Annotated in this window: 13 protein-coding genes and 1 pseudogene; 5 read left to right on the forward strand and 9 right to left on the reverse strand. The window is 68.8% G+C overall.

From position 1 onward, the window contains the following. Nucleotides 1-3: 3 nt before the first annotated feature. Nucleotides 4-549 carry a ferritin gene (locus tag VF106_RS43500; protein WP_330845897.1) on the reverse strand — a complete coding sequence of 182 codons (546 nt, stop codon included), beginning with the start codon at nucleotides 547-549 and terminating at the stop codon, nucleotides 4-6. 182 nt (nucleotides 550-731) lie between these two features. On the opposite strand from VF106_RS43500, the gene VF106_RS43505 reads away from it, so the two are divergent. Next, nucleotides 732-1,865 carry a GNAT family N-acetyltransferase gene (locus VF106_RS43505; protein ID WP_330845898.1) on the forward strand — a complete coding sequence of 378 codons (1,134 nt, stop codon included), beginning with the start codon at nucleotides 732-734 and terminating at the stop codon, nucleotides 1,863-1,865. Here the strand turns inward: VF106_RS43505 and VF106_RS43510 are convergent. The 3 genes from VF106_RS43510 to VF106_RS43520 form a co-directional block, all read right to left on the reverse strand. Next, nucleotides 1,862-2,137, reverse strand: coding sequence for a hypothetical protein (locus VF106_RS43510; protein WP_330845899.1), 276 nt, complete (start codon nucleotides 2,135-2,137; stop codon nucleotides 1,862-1,864). The two genes, VF106_RS43505 and VF106_RS43510, sit on opposite strands and share 4 nt — an antisense overlap. A gap of 377 nt (nucleotides 2,138-2,514) precedes the next feature. Further along, nucleotides 2,515-3,729 (reverse strand): arginine deiminase, encoded by a 1,215-nt coding sequence (locus VF106_RS43515; protein WP_330845900.1) that lies wholly within the window; start codon nucleotides 3,727-3,729, stop codon nucleotides 2,515-2,517. A gap of 10 nt (nucleotides 3,730-3,739) precedes the next feature. Continuing rightward, nucleotides 3,740-4,198 carry a PPOX class F420-dependent oxidoreductase gene (locus tag VF106_RS43520; protein ID WP_330845901.1) on the reverse strand — a complete coding sequence of 153 codons (459 nt, stop codon included), beginning with the start codon at nucleotides 4,196-4,198 and terminating at the stop codon, nucleotides 3,740-3,742. Nucleotides 4,199-4,233: 35 nt separating this feature from the next. Between VF106_RS43520 and VF106_RS43525 the strand changes: the two genes are divergently transcribed. Both VF106_RS43525 and ligD read left to right on the forward strand, forming a co-directional pair. Next, nucleotides 4,234-5,022, forward strand: a complete 789-nt coding sequence (locus VF106_RS43525; protein ID WP_414639200.1) for a CPBP family intramembrane glutamic endopeptidase — start codon at nucleotides 4,234-4,236, stop codon at nucleotides 5,020-5,022. An 18-nt stretch (nucleotides 5,023-5,040) separates the two neighbouring features. Next, nucleotides 5,041-7,443 (forward strand): DNA ligase D, encoded by a 2,403-nt coding sequence (gene ligD, locus VF106_RS43530; protein WP_330845902.1) that lies wholly within the window; start codon nucleotides 5,041-5,043, stop codon nucleotides 7,441-7,443. A 244-nt stretch (nucleotides 7,444-7,687) separates the two neighbouring features. Here the strand turns inward: ligD and VF106_RS43535 are convergent. Both VF106_RS43535 and VF106_RS43540 read right to left on the reverse strand, forming a co-directional pair. After that, a pseudogene (locus VF106_RS43535) lies at nucleotides 7,688-8,334 on the reverse strand (transposase family protein). Nucleotides 8,335-8,413: 79 nt separating this feature from the next. Continuing rightward, nucleotides 8,414-9,292 carry a class I SAM-dependent methyltransferase gene (locus tag VF106_RS43540; RefSeq protein ID WP_330845903.1) on the reverse strand — a complete coding sequence of 293 codons (879 nt, stop codon included), beginning with the start codon at nucleotides 9,290-9,292 and terminating at the stop codon, nucleotides 8,414-8,416. A gap of 56 nt (nucleotides 9,293-9,348) precedes the next feature. On the opposite strand from VF106_RS43540, the gene VF106_RS43545 reads away from it, so the two are divergent. Beyond that, complete coding sequence (locus tag VF106_RS43545) at nucleotides 9,349-9,861, forward strand: O-acetyl-ADP-ribose deacetylase (protein ID WP_330845904.1); 513 nt, start codon at nucleotides 9,349-9,351, stop codon at nucleotides 9,859-9,861. Nucleotides 9,862-9,866: 5 nt separating this feature from the next. Here the strand turns inward: VF106_RS43545 and VF106_RS43550 are convergent, their stop codons facing one another. The 3 genes from VF106_RS43550 to VF106_RS43560 all read right to left on the reverse strand — a co-directional run bounded on the left by VF106_RS43550 (nucleotide 9,867) and on the right by VF106_RS43560 (nucleotide 11,928). Next, complete coding sequence (locus VF106_RS43550) at nucleotides 9,867-10,325, reverse strand: GNAT family N-acetyltransferase (RefSeq protein ID WP_330845905.1); 459 nt, start codon at nucleotides 10,323-10,325, stop codon at nucleotides 9,867-9,869. Further along, nucleotides 10,322-11,089 carry a type I methionyl aminopeptidase gene (gene map / locus VF106_RS43555; protein ID WP_330845906.1) on the reverse strand — a complete coding sequence of 256 codons (768 nt, stop codon included), beginning with the start codon at nucleotides 11,087-11,089 and terminating at the stop codon, nucleotides 10,322-10,324. Before map ends, VF106_RS43550 begins: the two co-directional genes overlap by 4 nt. A gap of 62 nt (nucleotides 11,090-11,151) precedes the next feature. Further along, nucleotides 11,152-11,928 (reverse strand): DUF2470 domain-containing protein, encoded by a 777-nt coding sequence (locus VF106_RS43560; protein ID WP_330845907.1) that lies wholly within the window; start codon nucleotides 11,926-11,928, stop codon nucleotides 11,152-11,154. 124 nt (nucleotides 11,929-12,052) lie between these two features. Between VF106_RS43560 and VF106_RS43565 the strand changes: the two genes are divergently transcribed. Then, a partial coding sequence (locus VF106_RS43565) for a LysE family transporter (RefSeq protein ID WP_330845908.1) occupies nucleotides 12,053-12,393 on the forward strand: 341 nt, incomplete at its 3' end.

Below are 12,393 nucleotides of genomic sequence, written 5' to 3' on the forward strand. Positions count from 1 at the left end.
CGGCTACACCGAGCCGCCGGCCGCGTGCGGAGCGAGCGGGTCGTCGCCGTCGGCGCCGACGGACTCGCGGGCCAGGAAGTTCTCCACGTCGAAGAGGTTGCCGTTCGCCCGCTCCATCACGTTCAGCAGCGTGGTCATCTGCGCGACCTCCTCGACCTGCTCCTTGAGGAACCACTGCATGAACTGCTCGCCCCGGTAGTCGTCCTCGTCGCGGGCGGTCTTGGCGAGGTTGATGACCTCCTCGGTGACCTGCTTCTCCTGCTTCAGAGCCAGGCTGACGAGGTCGATGGGGGCGGAGAAATCGTTCCGGATCTCGTCAACTCCCGGAATGGTGGGCCGGATGTCGTTGTCCAGAAGATATTGCACGATCATCATCGCGTGGTTTCGCTCTTCCAGCGCCTGGCGGTAGAAGTGCTTGGCCAGCTGTGGCAGGTCGTGCCCGTCGAACCACACGGCCAGGGCGATGTACTGCTGCGACGCGGTGAACTCGTGCCGCACCTGCTCCTGCAGGAGCGAGTGGAACTTCGTGAGGCTGCCTGTCTTCGTCATGAATTCGATAATACGCACTGACCCTTTCGTGGGCAATTTTTCCACTATTTAGGCAAGCCTATCAAAATGCAATTCAGGTAAGGCATTCCTAAATCGCGACTGGGCACGGAACATGCCGGTGTGGCCACGGACGACACGTAACGTCGTTGCACACACCGGCATCGGCCATCGAGGATGGTGTGGTGGCCGGTACCCCTGTTCTCACCGACGGCGTGATCACCCTCCGCCGGCACCAACTGTCCGATGTGGACGAGATCGTCGAGCAGTGCACGGACCCCGAGTCGATCAGATGGACGACCGTGCCCAACCCGTACGACCGTGTGCACGCGAAGTCCTTTGTGACGGAGGACGTGCCGGACGGTTGGCACACACGCAAGGACCTGAACTTCGCGATCGAGGCCGAGCACCCGGACGGCCGCCGCAAGTTCTCCGGCTCGATCTCCCTTCGTCCGATGGGGGACGGCATCGCGGAGATCGCGTTCGGCCTGCACCCGGCCGTGCGCGGGTCCGGTGTGTGCAGTCGGGCGGTGAAGCTGATCCTGGACTGGGGCTTCCAGGAGCCGGACATCGACGTCGTGGTGTGGTACGCGTACGTCGGCAACTGGGGTTCGTTGCGCGTGGCGTGGGCAAACGGTTTCACGTGGCACGGCACGGTGCCGAAGTTCCTCAGACAACGCGGCGAGCGCAAGGACACCTGGTACGGCTCGCTGCGCGCGGACGACGCCCGCGAGCCCAAGCACCCGTGGCACACCCCGCCGGTGCTCGAGTCGGACCGTCTGCGGCTGCGCCCACACCGCCTGGAGGACGCGCCCCGGTTCGCGGAGGTGCTGGCCGACGAGCGCAGCCGCCACTTCGCCGGCAGGGCTCCGTGGATGCGCAACCTGCCGCCGAACAAGGAACAACTGATCAACCGGGCTCTGGAGTTCGACGCTCGGGGCGAGCGCTACGACTGGACGATCGCCGACCGGGACACGGACCTGCTCATCGGCCAGATCCAACTTTTCCACTTCGGCGGCCTGGACGACACGTCCGCCGAGGCGGGCTACTCGGTGCACCCGGAGTGGCGCGGCCGGGGTGTCGTCACGGAGTCCCTGCGCATGCTGACGGAATGGTCCTTCCGCGCGAAACCCGACGGCGGCCTGGGCTTACGTCGCGTGAGCCTGGGCATCGCCGGCACGAACAAGGCATCCCGGTACGCGGCGGAGAAAGCCGGCTTCATCCAGGTGGCCACACTCCCGGAGGGCTTCCCGATCAGCGAGACCGGCTTCGACGACGAGGTGATCTACCACCAGCTGAACCCGTCCTGGACCGACTAGAGACCGACACTCATCCCGGACGTCCACAGGGCCAGCAACACCCACCCGACCACCATCCCCACCCCGAACCCCCGCGCCGACCGCCGACCCCGCACGACCATCAACACGCCCCCGACCACCCCCACCCCCAGCAACAGCGGCCCGAGCCAGAGCGCGACCCACACGGAGTAGGCGAACACCTGCATCCCCACGAGAAAGAACGCCAACCCCCCGCACACCACCGCCACGCTCACCGCGACGACATCATCAAACCGACTGGGCCGCTCCCGCACGGCGCGTCACCTCCACCCCGTCCCCGCTCACCAACGGTTGTCCACAGCCCACCGAGTTGTCCACAGACAAGATCGACATCACGGTCTCTGTCACCCCCTACCGGTAGACTGGCACGGCGGGACGCCCCCGGGATCGGGTGGGGGTTGGGCAACGCGCGCGCGACGCGAGTGTGCAGCGTTTCGCGAAGATGCCTGCGCCAGCGGGCGCGGTGAAGACGCCCCACCTCGAACGGCGGTGTGGCTTGGTTGGGGCGGCACCAAAGCAACGAGGCAGAGTCGTATTTCTGCGGATGGGCACCCTGCGCCTCGGAGCGATTTTGCAAGCGAACCGCCCGCGCCGGATGCCCCAAGGGCGACGCCCGCTGGGCGCTACCGGGTCAGAGCGGGGCGCGGGTGATCGGGCACGACATGCATCGGGGACCGCCGCGGCCGCTGCCCAGTTCTGAGCCGCGGATGCGGAGGACCTCGATGCCCGCCTCCTCGAGGCGCTCGTTCGTCTCCACGTTCCGCTCGTAGGCGACCACCACGCCCGGCGCCACGGCCAGCGTGTTGTTCCCGTCGTCCCACTGTTCCCGTTCCGCGGTGACGGGGTCGAGGCCGGTGTCGATCACCCGTAGGCGGTCGATGCCCATGGCCGACGCGGCGGCCTTCAGGAACGGGACCGGGCCCGACACGCGCACACCCTTGGCCTCGTCCGGTTGCAGTGGGTACGCGACCAGCGTGTCCCGGACCGCCGGGTACATCACGACCGCGTCCCGGTCGACCATCGTGCACACCGTGTCCAGGTGCATGGTTGCCCTGTCCTGCGCGATCGGCACCGCCAGCACCGTGTGGGCCAGCCCGTCCGCGAACGCAGAACGGGCCAGTGACTCCGCGCCCGCCGGGGTCGTCCGCTCGCCCACGCCGATCGCGAGCACGCCCGGCGCGAGCAGTAACACGTCGCCGCCCTCGACGGGGGCCGAGTGGGCGCCGTACGCGCGGCCGGCCGAGCGGAACCTCGGGTGGTACGCGTAGATCAGGTCCAGCAGCGCCGTTTCCCGGTTCCGTGCCGGCATGGCGAGGGACGCGATGGCCACCCTGTCGCCGATCCACACCGACGAGTCCCTGGTGAACAGCAGGTTGGGCAGCGGGTCGACGACGAAGTCGTGCGGGTGGTGCATCCTCCGCACCAGGGACGCGCCCTCGGCCTCGGGCAGTTCCTCGAACGTCATGCCGCCCATCAACACGTCCGCGAGCGCGGTCGGTGACAGCGCCGACAGGTGCGAGGACAGTGCGTCCGCCAACTCGTGCCCGACCCGCCTGCGGTCCACGGCGGTGTCGGCGGCAGCCGCGTGTGCGCGTTCGTCGCCGAGGGCGGTGACGAGCGTGTCCGCGAGCAGCAGCACCTCGACGTCGCGTGACCGAAGCGTCTCGGCGAACGCGTCGTGTTCCTCCTGCGCCCGGTCGACCCACGGGATCGAGTCGAACAGCAGTTGGTCGTTGTTGCGTGGGGTGAGGCGCTTCATCTCGTCCCCTGGCCGGTGCAGCAGCACGACGCGCAGCGGCCCGACCTCGCTCTCGACCCTCGGTTGTTCGAGCTCAGGTGCGGTCACACCAGCGAGCCTATCCGAGTTCTGGCGGAAACCCGCCGGTCGCGACCGGGCCCCAGCGCTCGACTGTCACGCGGATCAGGCACTTGCCCTGCTTCGTCATGGCCTCGCGGTACTCGTCCCAGTTGGGGTGCTCGCCGGAGATCACGCGGAAGTACTCGACGAGCGGTTCGACCGCGTCCGGCAGGTCCAGCACCTCGGCGGTGCCGTCGACCTGCACGTACGCGTCGTTGAACTCGTCGGACAGCACCAGCACGGACACGCGGGGGTCGCGCCGGATGTTGCGGGACTTGGCCCGCTGCGGGTAGCTGGAGATCACGATCCGGCCGGACGTGTCCAGCCCGCAGGTCACGGGCGACATCTGTGGGCCGCCGTCGGCGCGGCGGGTCACCAGGACGGCGTGGTGGCGGGGACGGACGAAGTCGTTCAGCGCGGTGCGGTCGACCTGGTCGGCCGTTGCGATCTTGGGCACGGACACCAGCCTACGACTCCGGGTAGCGTGCGGCCGTGATTCGCACCTGGCTGAACCCGCCGCGTCCGGAACCACTGCCGGTCGAGAACCGCCGCGTGGTGGTCGTCGAGATCGTGCTCGTCTTCACGCTGACGCTGGGCCTGTCCGCTCTGCGCAGTCTCCTCTCACTGGTGGACTCGCTGCTGCGCGAGCAGGCGCTTGCCGACCAGCGGGTGGCGCTGAACGTCCCGCAGGCCACCAACCAGGTGCTCGACTTCCTGCGGCAACTGCTCAGCGCGACACAGCTTTTCGCGTGGGGCGCGCTCGGGGTCTACCTGCTGTGGCGGGCCGGGATCACGCTGCGACGGATCGGGCTCGACCGGGACCGGCCGGGCGGCGACGCGGCCCGCGCGGCCGGGCTCGCGGCGCTCATCGGCATCCCGGGTCTCGCGTTCTACCTGGTCGCGCGGGCTGTCGGCGCCAACCTCACCGTGGTGCCGACGGCGCTGGACCACTGGTGGCAGTTCCTCACGCTGCCGCTGTCGGCGTTCGGCAACGCGTGGGCGGAGGAAGTGCTGGTCGTCGGCTACCTGATCACGCGGCTGCGGCAGCTGGGGTGGTCGGAGAACAGGACGCTGGTGGCCTCGGCCGTGCTACGTGGTTCGTACCACCTGTACCAGGGGTTCGGCGGGTTCGTCGGCAACGTGATCATGGGGTTGGTGTACGGGCGGGTGTGGCAGCGCACGAACCGGCTGTGGCCGCTGGTCCTGGCGCACTTCTTCATCGACTTCGTCGCGTTCGTCGGGTACGCGATTCTGCGCGGACGTGTGGCCTGGCTGCCCTGATCGCGGTACGAATGATTCATGGCCGGTCTCGACGAGTACCGCAAGAAGCGGGACCCCGCGAAGACCCCCGAGCCGGTGCCGGCCGAGGGGCCTCTGCCGACCGGCGACAACGACGCGTTCGTCATCCAGGAGCACCACGCGAGCTCGCTGCACTGGGACGTGCGGCTGGAGCGGGACGGCGTGCTGGTGTCGTGGGCGGTGCCCCGCGGGCTGCCTGACGTGCCCGGTGACATCCGGTTGGCGGTCCACACCGAGGACCACCCCATGGAGTACCTGGAGTTCTCCGGCGAGATCCCGAAGGGGGAGTACGGCGGCGGCCGTATGTTCATCTGGGACCGCGGCCGCTACGAGACGGTGAAGTGGTCCGACCGCGAGGTCGCGGTCGTCTTCGACGGGCAACGTGCCAAGGGCAAGTACACCTTCTTCCGCAGCGGCAAGGAGGAGAAGGACTGGATGGTCCGCCGGTCCGAGCCGCCGCTGCGGAACGACTTCACCCCGCTGCCGGACCTCGTGGAGCCGATGCTGGCGTCGCCGGGCACGCTGCCCGACGATGAGTCCGACTGGTCGTACGAGTTCAAATGGGACGGTGTCCGCGCGCTGGCCCGAATCGAGGGCGGCCGGCTGCGGCTGCATTCCCGCAAGGGCAACGACATCACGGTCAGCTACCCCGAGCTGCGTCAGCTCGGGGTGGAGCTCGGCTCGACGCAGGCGTGGCTGGACGGGGAGATCGTCGCGCTACGGGACGGCAGGCCGAGCTTTCCGGTGTTGCAGCAACGCATGCACGTCCACAACGACCGGCAGGCGAGAAGCCTGGCGAACTCGATACCGGTGACGTACCTGATTTTCGACGTGCTGCACCTGGACGGTCGGTCCTGTGTGGACCTGTCGTACGCGGAACGCCGTCAGCTGTTGGAAGGGCTCGAACTGAACGGCCCGCACTGGCACATCTCGCCGAGCTTCGACGGCGACGGCGCCGCGGTGGTCGCGACGGCCCATGACCAGCAGTTGGAAGGTGTGCTCGCCAAACGCCGCTCGTCCCGGTACTACCCCGGCCGGCGCACCGCCGACTGGCTGAAGATCACCGAGGTCCTGACCATCGAGGTCCTGATCGGCGGCTGGCGACCGGGCGAGGGCCGACGGGAAGGCAGCATCGGCTCACTGATGCTTGGCGTGCCGACGGACGCGGGCGTGCGGTACGTCGGGCAGGTGGGCACCGGCTTCACCGACGAGGCGCTGGCTCTACTGCACGAGCAGCTGAAACCTTTCGTGCAGAAGAAGAACCCGTTCGTCAACGAGGTGCCGAGGGAACGCGCGAAGGGCGCGACGTGGCTGCGTCCGGAGCTGGTCGGCGAGGTCGAGTTCCGCAACTGGACCCCGGACGGCCGGCTGCGTGCCGCGTCGTGGCGTGGCCTGCGCTCGGACAAGGACGCGGCGGACCTGGAACCGGAGGCCGTGCCGGACGCGGTACCGGAGCCGGTGGAGGAGGAGCCCGAGGCGGAACCGCCGCCCAGCAACGTGCTGGTGGAGGTCGAAGGCAAGCGCATCCGGCTGTCCAACTTGGACAAGGTGCTGTATCCGGACACGGGCTTCACCAAGGCGCAGGTCATCGACTACTACAGCCGGGTGGCGCCATTCCTGTTGCCACACCTGAAAGACCGCCCGGTGACGCTGCGCCGCTTCCCGGACGGCGTTACGGGGCAACCGTTCTACGAGAAGAACGCGGCCCGCAACGCCCCGGAGTGGGTCCGCACGGTACGTATCGAGACGCCCGGCAGCACACGAGGCAACGAGACACTGGACTTCGTGCTGCTGAACGACCTGCCGAGCCTGGTGTGGGCCGCACACATGGCGGCGCTGGAACTGCACATTCCACAGTGGAAGGTCGACCGGAAAGGTGAACGGCTGACACCGGACCTGCTGGTGTTCGACCTGGACCCTGGCCCGCCGGCGACGATCGTGGAGTGCTGCGAGGTCGCGCTCCAACTACGCGAGGTCCTGGCCGGCCACGGCCTGAAGGCGGTGGCGAAAACCAGCGGCAGCAAGGGCATGCAGCTGTACGCCGCGATCACGACGACCGCGGTGGAGCGCACGTCGGAGTACGCGAAGGCGGTCGCCGAACACCTGGCCCGCGAACACCCGAAGCTGGTGGTGGCCCGCATGGCGAAGGACCTGCGCCAGGGCAAGGTCTTCATCGACTGGAGCCAGAACAACCGATACAAGACCACGGTAGCGCCCTACTCGCTACGTGGCCGCCCGTCCCCGACCGCCTCGACCCCGGTCACCTGGGACGAGGTGGCCACCTGCCGCCACCCGAACGACATGACCTTCACCGCGACGGACGTACTGTCCCGACTGGACGATCACGCCGACCTGCTGAAACCTTTGCTGGTGAAGAAACGCCCCGCACTACCGGAGCTCTAGCTGGAAGTCCCAGACCGCCGGCCGCACTCACGCTGATTGGTTTCCTCGCACCGGAGGGGCCCGGTGCCGCCGCGGTTGTCCACAGCCGCACGAGTTGTCCACAACCAAGATCATCAACCCCGCCACTGTCACCCCCCACCGGTAGACTGGCCCAGGGACGCCCCCCGGGATCGGGTGGGGGCGGGCAGAACTCTTCTACGCCGCGCTACCGGAGCTCTAGATGAGTGATTCCGTGAAGTTGGTGTTAGTGGTCGTAGGCGGTCAGTGATCGTTTGCTGGTCACGCCGGTGGTCCAGTTGTGCCAGATGCCGGTGGTCATGGCCAGCAGGCGTTGGGCGACGCGGGTGAATACTCCGGCTGGGGTGCGGGCACCGTGGTCTCAATAACTCGGCCGCCACCTCGCTCCCCGATCTTGGGGTGGGCCAGACGCCACATGATCCCGTCCCCGGAACAGACCAGGTAGAACTTGAGGCCCCAGTAGAAGCGGGAATGCGACGCACAGTAACCGTAACCGGCGTGCCCGGCCAGATCCGACCGCTTGACGGTCGCGCGGGACATGCCGCAGGGCACCGGGGTGGCGTCGGTCATCCACAGGTCGTCGGACCAGGACGGGCAACACGCAGCCAGAGTCAGGATCGCCTTACACAACAACGGCTCTGCCGTCTTCAACCGTTTGTGATAGCCCGATTGGGTCAGCATGTCCGGGAACATGGCCCACCACTCACCGTCGGCGCGGATATGGCGGATCCAGCGCCGCTCGCTGGGGAAGCGCTGCAGCACCTGGGCCACCGCCAAGGTGATCAACTCACTATCAGTCAACTCAGGTCGCCGACCACGACCGGTGCGGGCGGATACCACGTGGTCATCGACCAGCACGTACAGCGCCGTCAGGTTCTTTCGTCACACATTGATCTTGAACACCCTCCTCCCACGCGGTGACACCGACCCGCCTCACGCGATCTTCACGGAATCACTCATCTAGCTGGAAGTCCCAGATCATCATCACGGGTACGCCGGCGTTGGCCGCGTGCGCTGCTTCGGGCACCAGCGCGGCCAGGCTCCACGGCCACAGCTCCCAGGGGCCGGGCTCGTCGGCCGCGTCCCCCGGTGCCCCGGCGCTGACGGGTTCCTCACACCGACGGGGCACCAGCCCGGCGGCGAGAGCGGCACGAAGGTAGTCCCCGACCAGGTGCCGGTGGCTGACCAGCCGCCCGGGCCGCCCGTCCTGGTCGCGCACGGCCGGGACAGCGCCACGCAGCAGGGACTCGGGATGCATGTCCGTGATCACGAGATGTCCGCCGGGTCGCAACACCCGAGCGAACTCCGCCATCACGGGACCGAGTTCAGGCACGTGAGACAGCGCCAACCCGCAGACGACGAGGTCCACGTGGTCGTCCGGCACGGGAAGCGCACGCAGGTCACCGGCCAGGAACTCACCGTCCGGCACCCGCTCACGTGCCAGGACGAGCATGTCGGGCGAGCTGTCCACCCCGATGACCTGGTGGCCCCGATCGGCCAACTCCCGGGTGAGCCGCCCGGTTCCGCACGCCGCGTCCAGGGCCGCACCCGTCGGCAACTCGTCGAGGATGTCCTTGACCATCGGCATGTCGATGTCGAACGCGGCGTTGCCGGGATCGTCATAGGTCGCCGACCACATGCGGTACCCGTCGACCGTGCCCACCCGATCGACCTCGACTCCCGCGTGCACCAGCGACTCGTCGTCGAGCAGCGTGCGCACCTCGGCAAGGCGGGCCGCCACGAACTCACGGTCGAACTCACCGCGAAACGCCCGAAGCAGCCCGATGCCCTCGATGCCCAGCAGGTAGGCCAACGGGTGCTGGTAGATCATGAACCCGACGTTATGGACATGTCGCCCACCGAGCCAACGATTTTCCGGAGCCCCGCATGATCGAGATAGTCCGAGGTGACATCACGCAGCAGGAAGTGGACGCGGTCGTGAACGCGGCCAACTCTTCGTTGCTGGGTGGCGGCGGCGTGGACGGCGCGATACATCGCAAGGGCGGTCCGGAGATCCTGGCGGAGTGCCGAAAGCTTCGGGCCAGCCGGTACGGCAAGGGCCTGCCGACCGGTCAGGCGGTGGCCACGACGGCGGGCAACCTCCCCGCCCGCTGGGTGATCCACACGGTGGGCCCGGTGTGGTCGAAGTCCGAGGAACGTGCCCACCTGCTGGCCGACTGCCACCGCAACTCCCTCGCGGTAGCGGCCGAGTTGGGTGCCAGGTCGATCGCGTTCCCGGCCATCTCGACCGGCGTCTACCGCTGGCCGCTCGAGTCCGCGGCGGAGATCGCTCTGGCCGCCGTGCGAGACAGCTCGATGGAGCTGATCCGCTTCGTCCTCTTCGACGACAACGCCTACCGGGTGTTCAAAGCGCAGTTCGCGTCAGGTGAAGCAGGCTGAGCGCTTCACGGCACGGTTTTCTCCAGGTGGATGAGGCTGAGCGTGTCCGCCACCCGCTCCTCACGCACCCGCTTATACCCCAGCTTCCGGTACAACCCGAGGTTGCTCGCGCTCCGATCACCGGTGAACAGCGCGAACGTCCGCACCGACGCGGGTACCCGCGCCTCGACCGCCAGCAGCAACCGCCGCCCCAGGCCCATGCCCTGCACGTCGGGCGCCACCACGAGCCGCCCGACGTGGCACACGGTTCCCTCGACCCGGCCGCGGACCGCGCCGACGATCCGTGTGCCGGCCCGTGCCACCAGGACGATCTCCGATGCGATGGCCTCGCGCACGGAAGCCAGCGACTCGGTCAGCGCCGACAGGTGCGGGTTGTCATACAACCGTGCCTCGGACACGTACGCCGCCCGCTGGACCGTCAACACCTCGCCCGCGTCCGCGTCGGCGGCGGCCGCGATGGTCACAGCGCGGTCAGTACGCGTGGGCCGTCCGGTGTCACGGCCACCGTGTGTTCGATGTGCGCGGCCCGGCTGCGGTCGGCGGTGCGCAGTGCCCACCCATCGTCGTCCGTGGTGAACGGGTCCTTGCCGCCGGCCATGAACATCGGCTCGATCGCGATCACCAGGCCCGGGCGCAGTGGTAGGCCCCGTCCCGGTCGGCCTTCGTTGGGGACGGACGGGTCCTCGTGCATGCGGCGTCCCACGCCGTGGCCACCGAAGCCCTCCGGGATGCCGTAGCCCGCGGCACGGCCGATGACGCCGACCGCGTGCGAGACGTCGCCCAGCCGGTTGCCGGGGCGGGCCGCCGCGATGCCCGCGTCCAGTGCCTGCTGGGTGGTCGAGATCAGCGCAAGGTCGGCCGGGGACGCCTCGCCCACCACGAACGAGATCGCCGCGTCGCCGTGGAAGCCGTCCACGCAGGCGCCGAAGTCGATGCTCACCAGGTCGCCGTCACGGAGTTGGTAGCCGGACGGGATGCCGTGCACGATCACGTCGTTCACCGACGCGCAGATCACCGCGGGGAACGGGGTCGGCGCGAAGCGCGGGTGGTAGTGCTGGAACGACGACGTGGCGCCGAAGTCGGTCAGCACGTCGGCCGCGATGGTGTCCAGTTCCAGCAGTGACACGCCCACCGCCGCCTTCTCGCGGCACGCTGCCAACGCCGTCGCCACCACGCGCCCTGCCTCGCGCATCACGGCGAGTTCGGTCTCGGTCTTCAGCTCGACCATTGCTCTCCCCATCCGTCGAGACCCTGCGCGAGATCGAGCACGGCCGCGCTGTCGACGTCCCCCTAGACCCCGTTCTGGAGCGCCAGGAACGGGCAGCCCACCATCCGGCGCAGCTCGTCCGACAGCTCGCCGAGCGTCGCGATCGGTCGCGAGAACGCCAGCCGCACGTCGTGGTCGCCGTCGATGCTCTCGACCCGCAGCCGCAGGCCGTACCGGTCGAGCCCGAGCGGGCGCAGGTGACCGCCCTGCAGCTTGGTCGGCAGGTGCCGGCGCAGCGTGTGCACGACCTCCGTGTGCGACAGCTCGAGGTGCCGCAGCCAGCCCGCCTCCTGGTGGCAGAACGGGTCGGGCTGGGACTGCCCGAACATCGCCGTGGTCACCGGGTGCGTGCCGTCGGCGTCGGCGATCACCATGGACACCGGCGTGAGGCGCAGCATCGTGGCGCCGTGCCCGAGGTCGAGCAGGCGCGGGTCAGGACGGAGAGCCGCAATGGACAGCGCCACCTCGCGGGCCTCCGGCAGCGGCAGCGACCCCAGCTGGCCGGTGATCCACAGCAGCCCGCGCACCGACTCCCGCAACGGCACCGGCGCGACGTCGACCACCTCGACCATCGACGTCAGCACCCCGTCCCGCAGCGACACCGGCAGCTCGTGGTCGTCGGGCAGCAGCACCGACACGATCCCGTCGTCGTGCACGTGGTGGAACAGCGGTGTCACGCGGTCCGCCGGCACCCCGGTCGGCGGCAGGGACGGCGTCGGCGGCAGCAGGGTCGCCGGGCCACGCGCGGCAAGCGTTCTCGCCCGCTCGCCAGGGCTCGGAGTCGGGGGTCGATCGGTCAAGGCGGCACCTCCGCGAGTTAGGCTAGCCTAAGTTTGGGCGAAACGACACCGCGGCACCACGTAGTCTCCAGCGGTGCACGTAACTCAGGCAATCGCTCTAAGCGGTGTCATCCTGCTCGCCGCCATGTCACCCGGTCCCGACTTCGTCATCGTCCTCCGCAGCGCCATGTCCGCCGGCCGCCGCGCGGGCATGGCCAGTGCCGCCGGCATCGCTGCCGGTGTGCTGGTCTGGGCCGTCGTCACCTCGCTCGGTGTCGCCGGCCTGCTCGCCGCCTCCGCGGTCGCTTTCACCATCGTCAAGCTGATCGGCGCGGCCTACCTGGTGCTACTCGGCATCCGGGCGCTGCTGGCCGCCCGCCGGGGCGGCTACGACCAGGCTCCCGAAGCCGGCGGAGCCGAAACCCGGGGCGCGTTCGCGGCCGGCCTGCTCACGAACCTGTTCAACCCCAAGGTCGCCGTGTTCTT

The sequence above is a fragment of the Actinophytocola sp. genome (genome assembly GCF_036378875.1).
In the GTDB taxonomy this organism is placed as follows: domain Bacteria; phylum Actinomycetota; class Actinomycetes; order Mycobacteriales; family Pseudonocardiaceae; genus Actinophytocola.